This is a genomic window from Streptomyces sp. NPDC046303 (genome assembly GCF_055588085.1).
The window spans coordinates 89,483-107,007 of record NZ_JBVJFA010000016.1; the positions used below are offsets into that span (position 1 = coordinate 89,483).

The window sequence follows — 17,525 nt, forward strand, 5'->3', positions numbered from 1 at the left end:
CCTTGACGCCGGCGCCCGGCGCTAGCGCCTCTTGCGCAGCCAGAGCATCCCGGTGATCGGCAGGATCACCGGGATGAACAGGTAGCCCATGCCGAACTGCGACCACACCGTCGCGTCGGAGAAGGAGTCGGGCCGCACCACGGTCCACGTGCCGACGGCCAGGACGCCGGCCAACTCGGCGGCACAGCAGCCCAGCGCCGCCTTGCGAGCCGTCTCCCCGCCCCGCACCAGCGAGTACGTGATGAACGCGTAGGCCAGGGCGGCCGCGGCGGACAGCGAGTACGCCAGCGGCGCCCGGTCGAACTCGGTGGAGATCTGGTACGCCGACCGCGACACCGCGCCGACCACCATCACCCCGTACAGCCACACCAGCAGCAGCCCCGGCCCGGAGACGAGCCGTGTGCGCCCGGCGGGTGTGGCGGTCGTCGTCTCAGGCACCGGTGGTTCCCCAGATGTCGTAGAGCCGTACTTCGAGGACGGCGAGGACGACCGCGCCCGCGGCCACCGTCACCGAACCCCACTTGGTCCGCTCGGTCAGCGAGAGCATCCCGGCGGCCGGTACCGCCGCGAAGGCGCCCAGCAGGTACGCCACGAAGATCACCGCGCCCTCGTCGGGCTTCCCGCCCCGGGCCAGCATGACCAGGCCGGTCACCAGCTGGGCCAGGACCAGCACCGTCACCACGGCCATGCCGATGAAGTGCCAGTCCTTGGTCGGCTGGTCCCGCCATGCGGCGTGTCCGCACCAGGCGGCGAGGGCGAGTGCGGCCACACCGATGGCGACCGTCAGGGCGTCGAGCATGCAGCGAGGGTATTACGGGCCTAAAGACTCGATGCGCGCACCCCTGCGCGGGCGGCGTGCGGACCGTGGTCTTGACCACACCGCACTGCGCCGCCGCACCGGACGCGGAGGTGGTCCGTTCGGGACCTGCCGGCCGTGTCGGTGCAGGTCGGCTACGGGATCCAGCCGTCGGGACGGATGGCTGACGGCGACCGGTCCTGTCCGGTATGTGGCTGCTTTCCGTCCGCTATTCGGACATTCGTGATCGGTGAAGCGACATGTCTGCTTTACTGGGGCCCATGACCACGACGAGCAGCCGCACCCTTGCGACCGAGGCGACGATGACGCCCGGTGCTCGTTGTATGTGTCGAATGCGCGCCTTCTGAGGGCCCCTTCCGCACGCCTCGCGCCCCGAAGCGAGACCGGCCGAGCCCGTCCGTGCAACCCCGGACCGCTCCTGCCCCGCGCACGCGTCGACGCCGTCCCTTCCTGACGTTTCGACCCGTATCGCGTCCCCCAGATGTTTGCCCCGTGCCCGGCACACCGCTGCGCCGTGCACTCGACAGCGACGGAAATCCTGTGATCACCACATCGGGCCTCACGAAGGTCTACCAGTCCCGTGGCCGCGAGGTCACCGCCCTGGACGGCGTGGACCTCCACGTCCGCGAGGGCGAGGTCTACGGAGTCATCGGCCAGAGCGGCGCCGGCAAATCCTCCCTGATCCGCTGCGTGAACCTGCTCGAGCGCCCCACCACCGGCACCGTGAGCGTCGACGGCGTCGACCTCACCGCCCTCGCGGGCCGCGGCCGCCGCGCCGGCAAGGAACTGCGCGAGGCCCGCAGCCGCATCGGCATGGTCTTCCAGCACTTCAACCTGCTGTCCTCGCGCACCGTGCAGGGCAACGTCGAGCTGCCCCTGGAGATCCTCGGCGTCTCCGGCCGCGAGCGCGCCCGCAAGGCCCTCGAACTCCTCGACCTGGTCGGCCTCGCCGACAAGGCCAAGGCCTACCCCACCCAGCTTTCCGGCGGACAGAAGCAGCGCGTCGGCATCGCCCGCGCCCTGGCCGGCGACCCCAAGGTGCTGCTGTCCGACGAGGCCACCAGCGCCCTGGACCCCGAAACCACCCGCTCCATCCTCCAGCTGCTGCGCGACCTCAACCAGCAGCTCGGCCTCACCGTCCTGCTCATCACCCACGAGATGGACGTGGTCAAGTCCGTCTGCGACTCGGCCGCCCTGATGAAGCGCGGCAGGATCGTCGAGTCCGGAACCGTCGCCCAGCTGCTCGCCACCCCCGGCTCCGAGCTCGCGGGCGAGCTCTTCCCCGTCACCGGCGCCGCCACCGGCCCCGACCGCACGGTCGTCGACGTCACCTTCCACGGCGAAGCCGCCGCCCAGCCGGTCATCTCGCAGCTCTCGCGCACGTACAACATCGACATCTCGATCCTCGGCGCCGCGATGGACACCGTCGCCGGGCGCCAGATCGGCCGCATGCGCATCGAGCTGCCCGGCCGCTTCGAGGACAACGTCGTACCCGTGGGCTTCCTGCGCGAACAGGGCCTCCAGGTCGACGTCGTCGACCAGGCGGACGAGGCCGACGCGATCGACGACGAACTGGCCGCGCTGGTCAAGGATGGTGCGAAGTGACCTGGTCCGAAATGCAGCCCCTGCTCACCCAGGGCACCTACGACACCCTCTACATGGTGCTGTGGTCCACCCTGGTGACCGTCCTGGGCGGACTGCCCGCCGGCATCCTGCTGGTCCTCACCGACAAGGGCGGCCTCCTGCAGAACCGGCCCGTCAACAAAGTGCTCGGCGTGATCGTGAACATAGGCCGCTCGCTGCCGTTCATCATCCTGCTGATCTTCCTGATCCCGGTCACCACCGCGGTCGTCGGCACCTTCATCGGCCCCACCGCCATGATCGTCCCGCTCGCCATCGGCGCCATCCCCTTCTTCGCCCGGCTCGTCGAGACCGCCGTCCGCGAGGTGGACCACGGCCTGGTCGAGGCCGTCGAATCCATGGGCGGCGGCATCCCCACCCTCGTCGGCAAGGTGCTCCTTCCCCAGGCCCTGCCCTCCCTGGTCGCCGGCGTCACCACCACCGTGATCACCCTGGTCGGCTACTCCGCCATGGCCGGCGCCGTCGGCGGCGAAGGCCTCGGCTCGAAGGCCATCACCTACGGCTTCCAGCGCTTCGAGACCGGATTCATGGTCGCCACCGTCGTCGTCCTGATCGCCATCGTCACGGTGATCCAGCTGATCGGCGACGGCGTGGTCCGACTCCTGGCCCGCCGCGGCCGGACAGCCTGAGCCCCCGGGCCCACAACACCTCCCCCTCGCAAAGCCCGCACTTGTCGTGCTTGGGCCACCACCCTGTAAATGCAAGAAAGGCACTCTTCGTGCGTAAGAACACCAAGCTCACCGCCCTCGCAGCCACCGCCACGGCGCTCGCCCTCGGCCTCACCGCCTGCGGCAGCTCCTCGGACCCGTCCTCCACCAAGGCCGACGGCGCCGCCGACGAGAGCAAGCCGCTCGTCATCGCGGCCTCCCCGAGCCCGCACGCCGACATCCTGAACTTCGTCAAGGACAAGCTCGCGGCCAAGGAAGGCCTCACGCTGGAGGTCAAGGAGTTCACGGACTACGTCCTGCCGAACACCGCCACCGAGCAGGGCCAGGTCGACGGCAACTACTTCCAGCACAAGCCGTACCTCGACGACTTCAACAAGAAGAACGGCACGCACATCGTGCCCGTCGTGAACGTGCACCTGGAGCCGCTCGGCCTCTACTCGAAGAAGGCCAAGGCCCTCACCGACATCAAGGCCGGCCAGACCATCGCCGTCCCCAACGACACCACCAACGAGGGCCGCGCGCTCCAGCTCCTCGCCGCCCACCACCTCATCACCCTCAAGGAGGGTGTCGGCACCAGCGCCAAGCTGTCCGACATCACCGACAAGAAGGGCCTGGAGTTCAAGGAGCTGGAGGCCGCCACGGTCCCGCGCGCCCTGAACGACGTGGACGCCGCCGTCATCAACGGCAACTACGCCATCGAGGCCAGCCTCTCGCCCGCCAAGGACGCGCTGATCCTGGAGAAGGCCGAGGGCAACCCGTACGCGAACTTCCTCGCGGCCAAGGACGGCAGGCAGGACGACCCGCGGATCCAGAAGCTCGCCAAGCTCCTGAACTCCGACGACGTCAAGAAGTTCATCGAGGAGAAGTACCAGGGCTCGGTCATCCCGGCCTTCGGCACCCCCGCCTCCTGAGCCGGCCGGTCAGGCATGACGGCCCCGCACGCACCTGTCGGCGCGCGGGGCCGCGCTCTGCCCGCTTCCGGGCAACCCGGCCCTGCACTTCCTCAGGCCGATGCTGCATGCTGTGGCCTACGACCCGCACAAACGGTCCCGCACCACGGTCTCAGGCATGGAGCTGCGCATGACTACCACCTTCCCGGACGTCACCATCAGCACGGACCGGCTGGTGCTGCGCCCGTTCGAGGAAGAGGACGTCACCGCGCTCACGGAGATGATGAACGACGAGAGCGTCACCGCCTGGACCTCGGTCCCGCACCCCTACACCCGGGCCGACGCCCACGGCTGGGCCACCCGCGTCTCCCACGCCGAGCGCACCGAAGGCCGCGGCATCGTCTTCGCCGTCACCGAGTTCCTCACCCAGCGCCTCGTCGGCATCGTCCACCTCAGGAACACCAACTGGCGCACCCGGGCCACCGAGGTCGCCTACGTCACCGCTCCCTGGGCCCGCGGCGAGGGCTACGCCAGCGAGTCCGTCCTCGCCGTCACCCGATGGCTCTTCCGCGACCAGGGCTTCGAACGCCTCGAACTGCGCACCGCCGCCGACAACACCGCCTCCCAGCAGGTGGCCCAGAAGATCGGCTGCATCAGCGAGGGAGTCCTGCGCAACGCCTGGATAGTGCGCACCCAGTCCGCCGACGGCAGCTGGACCGACACCCGCACCGACGTCATCGTCTGGAGCCTCGTCCCCGAGGACCTCGACGACGCGGAAGGCTACGGCGACTACGACGGCTACGACACCTATGACACCTACGAGACGTTCTCCGTCGACAGAGCCGACGGCGCCGACCGGGAACTGACCCGATGACCAGGTAGTCTCACCGTGCCCAGCCCCCCGCCCACACCAGGAGACTGACGACGATGGCCGACCGGGTCACGGTGATCGGCTGGGACGGCTCGCCCCTGACCGCGGCCGCCCGATCCGCGCTCTCGGCCGCGACCCTGGTGGCCGGCGCCGCCCACCACCTCGCGCTCCCCGAGGTCCCGCCCACCGCCGAACGCATCCGCCTCGGCAGCCTCGGCCTCGCCGCCCGCCGCATCGCCGGCCACCGCGGCACCGCCGTCGTCTTCGCCGACGGCGACCCCGGCTTCTTCGGCGTCGTACGCACCCTGCGCGCCCCGGAGCACGGCCTGGAGGTCGAGGTCGTCCCGGCCGTGTCCTCCGTCGCCGCGGCCTTCGCCCGCGCCGGGATGCCCTGGGACGACGCCCAGGTCGTCGTCGCCCACCCCCGTACCCTGCGCCGCGCCGTCAACGTCATCCGCGCCCACGGCAAGGTCGCCGTCCTCACCTCGCCCGGCGCCGGCCCCGCCGAACTCGCGCTGCTCCTCGAGGGAGTCCACCGCACCTTCGTCATCTGCGAGGAACTCGGCACCGACCGGGAACAGGTGAGTGTGCTCACCTCCGACAAGGCCGCCGACCACACCTGGCGCGATCCGAACGTCGTCATCGTCATCGGCGGCGGAGGCACCGGACAGGCCCTGGCCGCCGAACCGGGCTGGCTGCTCGGCCAGAGCCCCGACCGGAACCGCCCCGGCGACCGCGGCTGGGCCCGGCCCCAGGCGGACACCGGGGAAGGGGAGTCCGCGCAGCTGCGCGCCGCCCAGCTCGCCCGGCTCGGCCCCCGCACCGGCGACCTCGTCTGGGACATCGGAGCGGGCTCCGGCGGCGTCGCCGTGGACGCCGCCGCACTCGGCGCCGCCGTCATCGCCGTCGACGCCGACCCGCAGGCCTGTGAACGCGTAACTGCCGCGGCCCGCAAGCGGGGAGTGCAGCTCCAGGTCGTCGCCGGACGCGCACCCCACGTACTGGAGAACCTGCCCGAACCCGACGTCGTACGCGTCGGCGGCGGGGGAGCCGCGGTCGTCGCGGCCGTCGCCGACCGCCGCCCCGAACGGATCGTCAGCCACGCCTCCACGCGCGACGAGGCGGAGGCCATCGGCCGCGCCCTCACCGAACACGGGTACGCCGTCGAATGCGCGCTGCTCCAGTCCGTGGGCCTGGACACCCGCACATGGACCGAACAAGCGCGCTCCGTCGTCTTCCTGCTGGCCGCCGAACGCCCCGTGACCCGCTGACGGCAGCACCGGGGTAGGCTGGCCGATCGTCGTACTGCCCAGGACGATTCGGGCATCACGGCACCGGACGACGCGCGACGTGGCGCAGTCCACAGTGGACCGTGGCGGTTATGGCCGCCACGGTGGCGAACGGGCGCGACAATGCTTAGTGGTTGTCGCGCAGGCGCACGTGAGGCAAGGGCGCCGCACGGCAACGCCGCACGGACACTCCGCTCGGCGGGCCCTGTGGGCGACCGGGCGATCGAAGACGCAACACCGATGGGCGAGGGGTACGCATGACTGACACCGGCCAGGTCCCGGGCGAGGGTCACCCGGACAATGCGGGCATGGTGGATCAGCAGGGCATCCCCGCTCCCGTCCAGCCCCCGCCGCCGCTTCCGGCCGGCTACGCCTTCCAGGACCTCGTGGACGACCCGGCCGAGCCGGAGGACGAGGAACTGCTGCTGATGCCGAGCGGCCAGGGCGCGTGGAGCGACCCGCAGGTCGTCCCGCAGGCCCCCGCCTTCCCCGTCGAGCCCCCGGCCGAACTGCCGCACTACGCCGACGCCCCGTACGGCACCGAGCCCTCGTACCCGCAGCCCCCGGCCTACCACGAGCCCGCCGCCTACCCCGAGTTCCCGTCCTACGGCGCCGGCGCCCACGAGACCGGCGGCCGCGACTCCGGAGCGCTCGACCTCGGCGGGCTCGTCGTCCCGCCGCCCGCCGCCCCCGCCCCGGCCGCCGCCCCGGCCGCTCCGGTCCGGCGCCCGCTGCACATGGGTCCGCCCGTGCCCGAGGCCACCGGCGGAGTCGTACGGTCCCTCGCGGACCGGGGTCCCGCCGCGGCGCCCGCCCCCGTGCAGCAGGCCGGACCGCCGACCACCGGTCCGGAGTACCTGGACATCCCCGCGGCCCCCGCGCCGCAGCTGAGCGAGATCCCGCCGCAGGCCGGCGCCCCGTGGACGCCGGAGCCGGCGCCGGCGCCGGTGGCCGTCGAGGCGCCCGCGGCCCCGGCGCCCGAAGCACAGCCGGTAGCCGAAGCACAGCCGGTAGCCGAAGCGCAGCCCGCGCCCGAAGCACAGCCCGCGCCCGAGGCGCAGCCCGCGCCCGAGGCGCAGCCCGAGCCCGAGGCGCAGCCCGAGCCCCAGCCGGTCGCCGTACCGGTAGCGGAACCCCAGCCGGTCGCCGTACGGGTAGCGGAGCCGGAGCCGGAGCCGGAGCCGGAGCCGGTCGTGGCGGCCGTCCCGGAGCCGGAGCCCGTGCCGGCCCCCGTGATGGTCGCGGCCGCCGCTCCCGAGCCGCAGCCCGAGCCCGAGTCCGTCCCCGCGCCCGGCCCCGCCGAAGCGGTGGTGCCCGCCGAGCCCGCGCCCGAGCCGGTCGTGGCACCGGAGCCGGTGGCGGCCGCGCCCGTGGCCGTTCCGGTCGCGGGCGAGCCCGCCCCCGCCGAGCCCGCCCCCGCCGAGCCGGTCGCCGTCGAGCCCGAGCCCGAACCCCAGCCCCTGGCCGCGGCGGAGCCCGTACCGCCCGTGGCCGTGGCCGAGCCCGAGCCGGCGCCCGCCGAGGCTGAAGCACAGCCGCAGCCGCAGCCGGAGCCCGCCGTACCGGCCGAGCCCGCCGCAGGCGACCCGGCTCCGGCCTACGACGACGCCGAGCGCGAGGCCGTCCTGCGCGTCATGCGCGAGCGCCGCGACATCCGGAAGGGCTTCCGCACCGACCCCATCCCGCACGAGGTGCTGCTCCGCGTCCTGGAGGCGGCCCACACCGCGCCCAGCGTCGGCCACTCCCAGCCCTGGGACTTCGTCGTCATCCGCTCCGCCGAGACCCGCCGGACGATGCACGAGCTCGCCCAGCGCCAGCGCGAGGCCTACGCGAACTCCCTCCCCAAGGCCCGGGCGAAGCAGTTCAAGGAACTCAAGATCGAGGCCATCCTCGACACCCCGGTGAACATCGTCGTCACCGCCGACCCCACCCGCGGCGGCCGCCACACCCTCGGCCGCCACACCCAGCCGCAGATGGCCCCGTACTCCTCGGCCCTCGCCGTCGAGAACCTCTGGCTCGCCGCGCGCGCCGAAGGCCTCGGCGTCGGCTGGGTCAGCTTCTTCGACGAGCGCGAGATGGTCCGGTCGCTCGGCCTGCCGGAGCACCTGGAAGTCGTCGCGTACCTGTGCGTCGGTTACGTGGACGAGTTCCCCGAGGAGCCCGAGCTCGCGCAGGCCGGCTGGTCACAGCGCCGCCCGCTGTCCTGGGTCGTGCACGAGGAGACGTACGGGCGCCGCGCGCTGCCCGGCGAGGAGCCGCACGACCTGCTCTCCGAGACCGTCGCCGGCATCCGCCCGCTCGACGCGAAGGCGCTCGGTGAGGCGTGGGAGCGGCAGAAGCGCATGACCAAGCCCGCCGGGGCCCTGGGCATGCTCGAAATCATCTCTGCGCAGCTCAGCGGCCTGTCCCGGGTCTGCCCGCCGCCGATCCCGGAGCCCGCCGCCGTCGCGATCTTCGCGGGTGACCACGGTGTGCACGCCCAGGGCGTCACCCCGTGGCCGCAGGAGGTCACCACGCAGATGGTGGCCAACTTCCTGGGCGGCGGGGCGGTCTGCAACGCCTTCGCCAACCAGGTCGGTGCCGAGGTCTGCGTGATCGACGTGGGCGTCGCGGGCGACCTGCCCGCCACCCCCGGCCTGCTCCCGCGCAAGGTCCGCCCCGGCACGGCCGACCTCTCCGTCGGCCCGGCGATGACCCGCGAGGAAGCCGTCGCGGCCATCGAGGTCGGCATCGAGACCGCCCGCGACCTGGTCGCGGCGGGCAACAAGGCCCTCCTCACGGGCGAGATGGGCATCGCGAACACCACCGTCTCCGCGGCCCTCATCTCGGTGTTCACCGGGGTCGACCCGGCCGAGGTGACCGGCCGCGGCACGGGCATCAACGACGAGACCCACGCCCGCAAGGTCGACGTCGTACGCCGCGCCCTGGAACTGCACCAGCCGGACCCGGCGGACCCCATCGGCGTCCTGGCGGCCATCGGCGGCCTCGAGCACGCGGCGATCGTCGGCCTCCTCCTGGGCGGAGCCTCCCTGCGTACGCCGGTCATCCTGGACGGCGTGAGCGCCGGCGCGGCCGCCCTGGTGGCCCGTGCCATCGCCCCCGAGGCCCTGTCGGCGTGCATCGCGGGCCACCGCAGCGCCGAGCCGGGCCACGTGGCCGCCCTGAACAAGCTGGGCCTGCGTCCCCTGGTCGACCTGGACCTCCGCCTCGGCGAGGGCACGGGCGCGCTGCTCGCCCTCCCGCTGGTCCAGAGCGCGGCCCGCGCGATGCACGAGGTCGCCACGTTCGACTCCGCGGGCGTCACCGAGAAGTAGCCCGTGCGGACCCCCGTCCTGGGGCTCCGCCCCAGACCCTCCCCCAGACTCCGTCCGGGGGGGACCCCTACGCCTCAAACGCCGGCGGGGCTGGATGTGGCTGATGCCGTCCGCCAGGCGCGGCTGGGTTGCCGCGTAGCGGCGCAATTCCAGCCCCGCCGGCGTTTGAGGCGCGGGGTCCGGGGCGGAGCCCCGGGAAGCCCCGCGCAGCGGCCCGGCCCGGCCCGGCCCGCGCCCCCGCCCGGCCCGCGCCGTATGGTGGACCCGCACCACATAACCGCACGTCAGTACCACCGCCGCTCCAACGCCGCAGCGGCAAGCCACACGACGACCGCCGCACCAGGAGCCGCACCGCCATGGCTGAACACCCCGCGTACCCCGTCGGCCTCAGACTCGCGGGCCGCCGCGTCGTCGTCATCGGCGGTGGCCAGGTCGCCCAGCGCCGCCTGCCCGCGCTCATCGCGGCCGGCGCCGACGTCCTCCTGATCTCGCCCTCCGCCACCCCCTCCGTGGACGCCATGGCCGAGACCGGGGAGATCCGCTGGGAGCGCCGCCGCTACGAGGACGGCGACCTCGCCGGTGCCTGGTACGCCCTCATCGCCACCCGGGACCGCGAGGCCAACGACCGCGCCTCCGCCGAGGCCGACCGCGAGCGGGTCTGGTGCGTCCGCGCCGACGACGCCGAGGCCGCCACCGCCTGGACCCCGGCCACCGGCCGGGTGGAGGGCGTCACCGTCGCCGTGCTCAGCGGCAACGACCCCCGCCGCTCCGCCGCCGTCCGCGACGCCGTCGTCGAGGGACTGCGCGACGGCTCCCTCACGGCCGCCCGCCCCCACAACCCCGGCGTCTCCCTCGTCGGCGGCGGACCGGGCGACCCCGACCTCATCACCGTGCGCGGCCGCCGCCTCCTCGCCGAGGCCGACGTCGTCATCGCCGACCGGCTCGGCCCCCGCGACCTGCTCGCCGAGCTCCCACCGCACGTCGAGGTCATCGACGCCGCGAAGATCCCGTACGGCCGGTACATGGCCCAGGAGGCCATCAACAACGCCCTGATCGAGCACGCCAAGGCCGGCAAGGCCGTGGTCCGCCTCAAGGGCGGCGACCCGTACGTCTTCGGCCGCGGCATGGAAGAGCTCCAGGCGCTTGCCGAGGCCGGCATCACCTGCACCGTCGTGCCCGGCATCTCCAGCTCCATCTCGGTGCCCAGCGCCGTCGGCATCCCCGTCACCCACCGGGGCGTGGCCCACGAGTTCACCGTGGTCAGCGGCCACGTCGGCCCCGACGACCCGCGCTCCCTCGTGGACTGGGCCTCCCTCGCCAAGCTCACCGGCACCCTCGTCATCCTGATGGGCGTCGACAAGATCGGCTCGATCGCCGAGGCCCTCGTCCGGCACGGCAAGCCCGCCGGGACCCCGGTCGCCGTGATCCAGGAGGGCACCACCGCCACCCAGCGCCGGGTGGACGCGACCCTCGCCACGGTCGGCGAGACGGTGCGTGCCGAGGAGGTCCGCCCGCCCGCCGTCATCGTCATCGGCGAGGTCGTCACCGTCCTCGACCCCGGAGCCCTCCCCCGTACCAGCGCCTGACAGGCCGTTGGCACCGCACCCAGGACAAGGCAGTATCACCCTGTGGCTGATCTCATCACCGTCGAGGACCCCGACGACCCGCGCCTGCGCGACTACACGGGCCTGACCGACGTCGAACTCCGGCGCAGGCGCGAGCCCGAGGAAGGCCTCTTCATCGCCGAGGGCGAGAAGGTCATCAGACGGGCCAAGGACGCCGGGTACGAGATGCGCTCGATGCTGCTCTCCGCCAAGTGGGTCGACGTCATGCGCGACGTCATCGACGAGCTCCCCGCCCCGGTCTACGCCGTCAGCCCGGAGCTCGCCGAACGCGTCACCGGCTACCACGTGCACCGCGGCGCCCTCGCCTCCATGCAGCGCAAGCCGCTGCCCACGGCCGAGGAGCTCCTCACCACCACCCGCCGCGTGGTCATCATGGAAGCGGTCAACGACCACACCAACATCGGGGCCATCTTCCGCAGCGCCGCCGCCCTCGGCATGGACGCGGTCCTGCTGTCACCCGACTGCGCGGACCCGCTCTACCGCCGCTCGGTGAAGGTCTCCATGGGCGCCGTGTTCTCCGTCCCCTACGCCCGCCTGGACGCCTGGCCCAAGGGCCTGGACTCGGTCCGCGAGGCCGGCTTCAAGCTGCTGGCCCTCACCCCGCACCAGAAGGCCTCGCCCATCGACGTGGCCGCGCCCCAGTCCCTGGAGCGGGTCGCGCTGATGCTCGGCGCCGAAGGGGACGGCCTGTCCACGCAGGCACTGGTCGCCGCCGACGAATGGGTGCGCATCCCCATGGCGCACGGCGTGGACTCGCTGAACGTGGGCGCCGCAGCCGCGGTGGCCTTCTACGCGGTGGCCCAGGGCCGCGACCACGCCTGAGCGGCCCCGGGCCGCTCAGAACTTCTGGGCCGCCGCGATGCCCAGGGCCACGATCAGCGTCACCACGACGAACACGATCAGCCGCTGCCGCATCAGCTTCGGGTCCGGCCGCGAAGGCCGCCGGCCCGTCCCCGTCGTACGGGGACCCGGGCGGCCCCCCGTACGCCCCGCCGTCGGCCGGGAGGACGGGCCGCCCGGGGTACGCGGATTGCGGGAGGACGAGGGCCGCGAGTGCGGTCCGCTCTGCGCTCCGCCCTGGGGCCGGGGCGCGGCCCCGCCGCCGGTGCGACGCTCCGTGCGCTGGTCGGCGTACTCCTCCGTGAGCCGCCCGGTCGGCCGCTCGACGCGGGCGCGCTGCGCCGGCGGGCGCCCGTCGGACAGGCCCTGCGCCTCGCGGGCCGCGATCTCCTTGAGCCGCATCGACAGCTGGAGCGTGCTGGGCCGCTCCTCGGGATCCTTGGCCAGGCAGGCCCGTACGAGGGGCGCCAACGCGTCCGGTACTCCCACCAGGTGGGGCTCCTCGTGCACCACCCGGTACAGCATGACCTCGGAACTGCCGTGCCCGAAGGGCGAGTCCGCCGTCGCCGCGTAGGCGAGGGTGGCGCCGAGCGCGAAGACGTCGGTGGCCGGGGTGACGGCCGCGCCGCGCACCTGTTCGGGCGCGAGGAAGCCGGGGGAGCCGACGGCCGTCCCCACATGGGTGAGGGTGCTCGCTCCGGTCGCCCAGGCGATCCCGAAGTCGATGATCCGCGGGCCCTTGGGGGAGAGGAGGATGTTCGAGGGCTTCAGGTCCCGGTGGACGACCCCCGCCTCGTGCACGGCGACCAGGCCCTCGGAGAGCGCGGCACCGATGGCGGCGATCTGCGCGGCCACCAGGGGGCCTTCCTCGGCCACCTTGTCGTGCAGGGAGGGCCCGGGAACGTACTGGGTCGCGAACCACGGCCTCTCGGCCTCCAGATCCGCCGCCACCAGGCGTGCGGTGCACCCGCCCCGGATGCGGCGGGCGGCGGACACCTCGCGGGCGAACCGGGAGCGGAACTCCTGGTCCTCGGCCAGATCCGGCCGGATGACCTTGAGCGCGACGCGCTGACCGCGCCGGTCCGAGCCCAGGTAGACCACGCCCATGCCGCCGGCGCCGAGCCGTCGGTGCAGTCTGAACGAGCCGACGACACGCGGGTCCTCGCGCCGGAGCCGCATCATCGCCATGTCCACCCCGCTGACCGGTCGTCCTGTTGACGTGGCACAGCTTACGGACCATCCGGCATGTGCGCTCAGAGGCCGCGCCCTCGCCGTGGGATTCGATTGTCAGTGCGCCGCGGCACACTTGAGGGGCCCTCAGCTGCCAGGCCCGGCACGAACCCCCGGTCGGCCGGATGGATCAATCGGGGCTGCGCACAAGGGGGTTGGGCGATCGCCGCCGCCCGTGCCCGGTTCGTCCGCGCCCGCGGGCCGTGCACCGGCGAGTCGATCACGCCCGCGGCCCCCTTGGCGGACGCGCGGCAACAGGGAGTGACGGAAGTGAGCGAAGTCACCACCCTGCGCTGACCCCCTCCGGGAAGACCCCGACAGCGGGGGCGCGGTCTCCACCCAGGGGAGTACACCGACCGCGGCCCGTCATCCTCCTGGAGGCCCGCGAAGGGGTACGAGGGCATGAGGCCTGGAACCGTCCGCGCGCCTAGTGTTGAAGACAAGCGGCGGGTGGAGCACTCGTCCCCCGAGGTCACAAGCCCGCCGCTGCCAACCACAGGGAGAGGACCATGGCGGACGTCGCACGGCAGGGACGCAAGGCATTCGCGTTCAACGGCCATGAGTCCGGTACGCGGCACCCGCTGGTGGCCGCTGCGATGGTGCTCCCCCTGGCCGCCGTCCTGCTCTTCCTCTTCGGAGGCTTCGAGCAGGTGGCGGCGCAGGCGTCGTCCGTGGGCGCGATGCTGGGGCGCTGAGCGGCGCCGCAGACCCGGGAGAGCGGCCCGGGGAAATCAGCCTGTCACACCCCGTGGGGACGGGGGCGTGACGACGGACGGCAGGTGAAGGGTGCTGCCCGTACGACTGGGGAGTCGGACGGGCAGCACCCTTTTTCATGCCGCGCCTCACACCGCGCCTCACACCGCTCCTCGTACCGCTGCTCATGCCGCGACGGCCTGCGCGTACCCTCGTGCCCCACGAGAGGGGAGGGCCCGTGACGCCCGAAGGCACCACCTGGCGGCTGCTCCGCCGCGACGCCCTGCTGGGCACCATCACCATCACCGGTGCCGATTTCCCCTGGCTGCACGGCAGGTTCGCGCCCGAGCCGGCCTTCGCCGAGGTCAAGCCCTGGTTCGACGAGGTCCTCGCCCTGATGGCCGCCGAGGAGTACGAGGAGCCCTTCGACGCCGCCTGCGAGCGCATCGCGCAGGCGCTCACCCTCGCCTCGCCCGCCGGCCCGGTGGCCGAGTTCCTGCTGCACGTCGACGGGGCGGAGGCCTGGTTCCGGTGGAGCGACGAGCCGTTCGAGCCGTGACCCGCCGCCCCCTGCCCGCCGCCCTCGCCGCCTGGGGCGCGGGCCGCGCTCCCGGGACGTACGAGGTGCTCGCCGACCGGCCCGACGGCACCCTCGTACGCCACGGCGACACCGTGGCCAAGGCCCACGCCGGGGACAGCGACCGCGGGGCCCTCGCCGCCCGGCTGCGCATCGCCGGGACGCCGGCCCTCGCCGGGGTGCTGCTGCCGCCGCTGCGCACCGGATCCGTGCACGGCAGGCCCGCCTCCCTGTGGCCCTACGGAGCTCCGGTCGATCCGGAGCGCCCCGAGAACGCGCCCTGGGAGGAGGCCGGCCGGCTCCTGGCCGCCCTGCACCGGACACCGGCGGACGTGCTCCCCGCGCCCCTCCCGCCGATGCGCGGACCGGCCAAGGTCGCCCGCGCCCTGGACCGGCTGGCGCGGGCGGAGCACCTGCGGCCCGAGCCCGCGGCCGCGCGCGCCGTACGGGCCGCCGCCCGGTCCCTGCCCGCCTGGGCGCGCGGGGAGGAGCCGCCGCCGGCCGGCGGGGCGCTGTGCCACGGGGACCTGCACCTGGGGCAGTTGGTGCGGCATCCCGCCCCGGCAGGGGCCTGGCTGCTCATCGACGTCGACGACCTCGGTGCCGGCGCCCCCGGCTGGGACCTGGCCCGCCCCGCCGCCTGGTACGCCGCCGGGCTCCTCGACACCGCCACCTGGCTGCGCTTCCTCGATGCCTACCGGTCCGCCGGCGGTCCGGCGGCCGGTCCGCCCGGCAGCGACCCCTGGCCGGAACTCGATCTCGCCGCCCGGGCGCTCACCGTGCAGACGGCGGCGCTTTCCCTGGCCAAGGCGGCGCGGGGCGGCCGCCGACTCGACGAGGAGCAGCGGCTGATGGTGGATGCCTGCGCCCGAATCGCCGCTCTCCCGGCCTACTTGGAGTCCGGGCCTCCGGCGTAGGGTGAGTCTTCCGCCATCGGGCATGCATCCGATGACGGCGTCCACGGCGAGGAGTTGATCCGGCCATGCAGTGTCCGAAGTGTCACGCGATGATGCACACCTACCACCGCAACGGCGTCCAGATCGAGCAGTGCAGCGGCTGCCGCGGCATCTTCCTCGACTACGGGGAGCTGGAGGCGCTGACCCGTCTGGAGTCCCAGTACACCGCCCAGCAGTACGGCCAGGCACCCCCGCCCGCCGCGCCCCCGGCCCCCTACCCGGCACCGCACGCGGCCCCGGCCCCTGCCTGGGGCGCCCCGCACCACGGCGGTCACGGCGGCCACGGTCACCACGGCCACCGCAAGGGCGGCTTCGGCCGGATGCTCTTCTCCTCCTGATGCCCGGAACGCGGAAGCCCCGGCCGTCGAAACGGCCGGGGCTTCCGGGTGGTGCGCGATACTGGGATTGAACCAGTGACCTCTTCCGTGTCAGGGAAGCGCTCTCCCGCTGAGCTAATCGCGCGGGAACGGCATGAAGCCGCAGGTGAAGCAGGTGGTACAGGTACTGCGTGCGCGATACTGGGATTGAACCAGTGACCTCTTCCGTGTCAGGGAAGCGCTCTCCCGCTGAGCTAATCGCGCGGGGATCCTTGCGGATCAGTGGACGATACTGGGATTGAACCAGTGACCTCTTCCGTGTCAGGGAAGCGCTCTCCCGCTGAGCTAATCGTCCTTGGAGGTGGAGACGGGATTTGAACCCGTGTAGACGGCTTTGCAGGCCGTTGCCTCGCCTCTCGGCCACTCCACCATGGAGCTGCAGGGGTTCTCGGGAAGAAATCCCCCACTTCGAGCGGACGACGAGACTCGAACTCGCGACATCCACCTTGGCAAGGTGGTGCTCTACCAACTGAGCTACGTCCGCAGGTCACCGTGCTCGCTCCGGGGTTTTCCCCCTTCGCTCCCTGGCGACGTGTTGAACTCTAGCGGATTCCGGGGCCAGCTCAAAAACGCGTTTCCGCAGCGTGCTGCCGCTCGATCACCGGCGGTCACCCCGCCGTCACCTCACCGGCGCCTTCGCGCCACCGGTCATAGACTCGCAGCCGTGCACGACCTGCCTCCCCTGGCCCGCTTCGGCGGCCTCCTCGCGACCGACCTCCGAGACGTCACCAGCGATCCCGCGGCCCTGGACTCCACCGGCTTCTGGGCGGTGACCGCCGACTTCGAAGGGCGGCTCGTCTGCGCGCGCTTCGGAGACATACGCCCGGACCCCGTCCCCACGCCGCGACCCGGCGCCTGGCGGGGCCCCGACGCCGACCAGTGGTCCACCTCGCTCGACCGCGCCGCGTACGTCGCCGGCGTCCGCCGCATCCGCGAGCACATCGCCGCCGGGGAGGTCTACCAGGCCAACCTCTGCCGGGTGATGTCCGCGCCGCTTCCCGATCCGGCCGGTGCCGACGTCGACGCCCTCACCGCGCTGCTCGCCCGCGGCAACCCCGCGCCCTACGCAGGAACGATTCGGCTCCCCGCCCACGGAGTCGAGATCGCCACCGCCTCCCCGGAGCTGTTCCTGCGCCGCACCGGCCGCCGCATCGACTCCGGCCCCATCAAGGGCACCGGCCGCACCGTCGCCGACCTGCTCCCCAAGGACCACGCCGAGAACGTGATGATCGTGGACCTCGTACGCAACGACCTGGGCCGGGTCTGCGCCACCGGCTCCGTCACCGTCCCCGAGCTGTGCGCCGTCGAGGAGCACCCGGGCCTGGTCCACCTCGTGTCCACGGTCAGCGGCGAGCTCGCCGACGGCGCCGGCTGGCCCGAGCTGCTCGCCGCGGCCTTCCCGCCCGGCTCCGTCACCGGGGCGCCCAAATCCTCCGCCCTGCGGATCATCGAGGCCCTGGAGACCGCCCCGCGCGGCCCCTACTGCGGGGGCATCGGCTGGGTCGACGCCGACCGGGGCACCGCCGAGCTCGCCGTCGGCATCCGCACCTTCTGGATCGACCGGGAGGCCCCCGGCGGCCCCCGCCTGCTGTTCGGCACCGGCGCGGGCATCACCTGGGGCTCCGACCCCGACCGCGAATGGGCGGAGACCGAACTGAAGGCCGCCCGCCTGTTGCGGGTAGCGTCGGGGGCGCATGAGACAGGACGAACAGGACGAGCGGGACGATGAGAGGGGCC

The 17,525-nt window shown here is 73.2% G+C and carries 16 protein-coding genes and 5 tRNA genes; 13 read left to right on the top strand and 8 right to left on the bottom strand.

What is annotated here, in order from left to right; translation table 11 throughout:
• Positions 1 to 21: 21 nt before the first annotated feature.
• Positions 22 to 438: a hypothetical protein gene (locus ACZ6I1_RS18705; RefSeq protein ID WP_469288449.1), complete on the bottom strand. Its 417-nt coding sequence runs from the start codon at positions 436 to 438 to the stop codon at positions 22 to 24.
• A complete protein-coding gene (locus tag ACZ6I1_RS18710) occupies positions 431 to 799 on the bottom strand; it encodes a hypothetical protein (RefSeq protein ID WP_469288452.1) in 369 nt (122 codons plus the stop codon). The genes ACZ6I1_RS18705 and ACZ6I1_RS18710 overlap by 8 nt, the downstream gene beginning before the upstream one ends.
• Positions 800 to 1,357: 558 nt before the next feature.
• Here ACZ6I1_RS18710 and ACZ6I1_RS18715 point away from each other — a divergent pair.
• From ACZ6I1_RS18715 to ACZ6I1_RS18750, 8 genes are all read left to right on the top strand, one after another.
• The gene (locus ACZ6I1_RS18715; protein ID WP_469288454.1) at positions 1,358 to 2,422 is read left to right on the top strand and encodes a methionine ABC transporter ATP-binding protein; all 1,065 of its coding nucleotides are present in this window, start codon (positions 1,358 to 1,360) and stop codon (positions 2,420 to 2,422) included.
• Entirely contained in the window at positions 2,419 to 3,087 is a 669-nt protein-coding gene (locus tag ACZ6I1_RS18720; protein ID WP_469288456.1) for a methionine ABC transporter permease, read from the top strand. Before ACZ6I1_RS18715 ends, ACZ6I1_RS18720 begins: the two co-directional genes overlap by 4 nt.
• Before the next feature lie 89 nt (positions 3,088 to 3,176).
• The gene (locus ACZ6I1_RS18725; protein ID WP_469288458.1) at positions 3,177 to 4,037 is read left to right on the top strand and encodes a MetQ/NlpA family ABC transporter substrate-binding protein; all 861 of its coding nucleotides are present in this window, start codon (positions 3,177 to 3,179) and stop codon (positions 4,035 to 4,037) included.
• A gap of 169 nt (positions 4,038 to 4,206) precedes the next feature.
• Positions 4,207 to 4,890 carry a GNAT family N-acetyltransferase gene (locus ACZ6I1_RS18730; RefSeq protein WP_469288460.1) on the top strand — a complete coding sequence of 228 codons (684 nt, stop codon included), beginning with the start codon at positions 4,207 to 4,209 and terminating at the stop codon, positions 4,888 to 4,890.
• Positions 4,891 to 4,943: 53 nt separating this feature from the next.
• Positions 4,944 to 6,158, top strand: a complete 1,215-nt coding sequence (cbiE, locus tag ACZ6I1_RS18735; protein ID WP_469288462.1) for a precorrin-6y C5,15-methyltransferase (decarboxylating) subunit CbiE — start codon at positions 4,944 to 4,946, stop codon at positions 6,156 to 6,158.
• Between the two features lie 275 nt (positions 6,159 to 6,433).
• Positions 6,434 to 9,490: a nicotinate-nucleotide--dimethylbenzimidazole phosphoribosyltransferase gene (gene cobT / locus ACZ6I1_RS18740; protein WP_469288464.1), complete on the top strand. Its 3,057-nt coding sequence runs from the start codon at positions 6,434 to 6,436 to the stop codon at positions 9,488 to 9,490.
• Between the two features lie 356 nt (positions 9,491 to 9,846).
• Entirely contained in the window at positions 9,847 to 11,076 is a 1,230-nt protein-coding gene (gene cobA / locus ACZ6I1_RS18745; protein WP_469288466.1) for a uroporphyrinogen-III C-methyltransferase, read from the top strand.
• A 42-nt stretch (positions 11,077 to 11,118) separates the two neighbouring features.
• Positions 11,119 to 11,937, top strand: coding sequence for a TrmH family RNA methyltransferase (locus ACZ6I1_RS18750; protein ID WP_469288468.1), 819 nt, complete (start codon positions 11,119 to 11,121; stop codon positions 11,935 to 11,937).
• A gap of 15 nt (positions 11,938 to 11,952) precedes the next feature.
• Here ACZ6I1_RS18750 and ACZ6I1_RS18755 read toward each other — a convergent pair whose 3' ends face one another.
• Positions 11,953 to 13,143 (bottom strand): serine/threonine-protein kinase, encoded by a 1,191-nt coding sequence (locus ACZ6I1_RS18755; protein ID WP_469288470.1) that lies wholly within the window; start codon positions 13,141 to 13,143, stop codon positions 11,953 to 11,955.
• A gap of 551 nt (positions 13,144 to 13,694) precedes the next feature.
• Here ACZ6I1_RS18755 and ACZ6I1_RS18760 point away from each other — a divergent pair.
• From ACZ6I1_RS18760 to ACZ6I1_RS18775, 4 genes are all read left to right on the top strand, one after another.
• Positions 13,695 to 13,880 carry a hypothetical protein gene (locus tag ACZ6I1_RS18760; protein ID WP_469288472.1) on the top strand — a complete coding sequence of 62 codons (186 nt, stop codon included), beginning with the start codon at positions 13,695 to 13,697 and terminating at the stop codon, positions 13,878 to 13,880.
• A gap of 236 nt (positions 13,881 to 14,116) precedes the next feature.
• Positions 14,117 to 14,437 (top strand): hypothetical protein, encoded by a 321-nt coding sequence (locus ACZ6I1_RS18765; protein ID WP_469288474.1) that lies wholly within the window; start codon positions 14,117 to 14,119, stop codon positions 14,435 to 14,437.
• Positions 14,434 to 15,372 carry a phosphotransferase family protein gene (locus ACZ6I1_RS18770; protein WP_469288476.1) on the top strand — a complete coding sequence of 313 codons (939 nt, stop codon included), beginning with the start codon at positions 14,434 to 14,436 and terminating at the stop codon, positions 15,370 to 15,372. Before ACZ6I1_RS18765 ends, ACZ6I1_RS18770 begins: the two co-directional genes overlap by 4 nt.
• Before the next feature lie 65 nt (positions 15,373 to 15,437).
• The gene (locus tag ACZ6I1_RS18775) at positions 15,438 to 15,749 is read left to right on the top strand and encodes a TFIIB-type zinc ribbon-containing protein (RefSeq protein WP_469288477.1); all 312 of its coding nucleotides are present in this window, start codon (positions 15,438 to 15,440) and stop codon (positions 15,747 to 15,749) included.
• A 49-nt stretch (positions 15,750 to 15,798) separates the two neighbouring features.
• Here the strand turns inward: ACZ6I1_RS18775 and ACZ6I1_RS18780 are convergent.
• From ACZ6I1_RS18780 to ACZ6I1_RS18800, 5 genes are all read right to left on the bottom strand, one after another.
• Positions 15,799 to 15,873 (bottom strand) — tRNA-Val (locus ACZ6I1_RS18780).
• Positions 15,874 to 15,920: 47 nt separating this feature from the next.
• Positions 15,921 to 15,992: transfer RNA gene (locus ACZ6I1_RS18785), tRNA-Val, on the bottom strand.
• A 19-nt stretch (positions 15,993 to 16,011) separates the two neighbouring features.
• Positions 16,012 to 16,083, bottom strand: a tRNA-Val gene (locus tag ACZ6I1_RS18790).
• Position 16,084: 1 nt separating this feature from the next.
• A tRNA-Cys gene (locus ACZ6I1_RS18795) sits at positions 16,085 to 16,158 on the bottom strand.
• 41 nt (positions 16,159 to 16,199) lie between these two features.
• Positions 16,200 to 16,272, bottom strand: a tRNA-Gly gene (locus ACZ6I1_RS18800).
• Between the two features lie 180 nt (positions 16,273 to 16,452).
• On the opposite strand from ACZ6I1_RS18800, the gene ACZ6I1_RS18805 reads away from it, so the two are divergent.
• Positions 16,453 to 17,517: a chorismate-binding protein gene (locus ACZ6I1_RS18805; protein WP_469288479.1), complete on the top strand. Its 1,065-nt coding sequence runs from the start codon at positions 16,453 to 16,455 to the stop codon at positions 17,515 to 17,517.
• Positions 17,518 to 17,525: the final 8 nt, after the last annotated feature.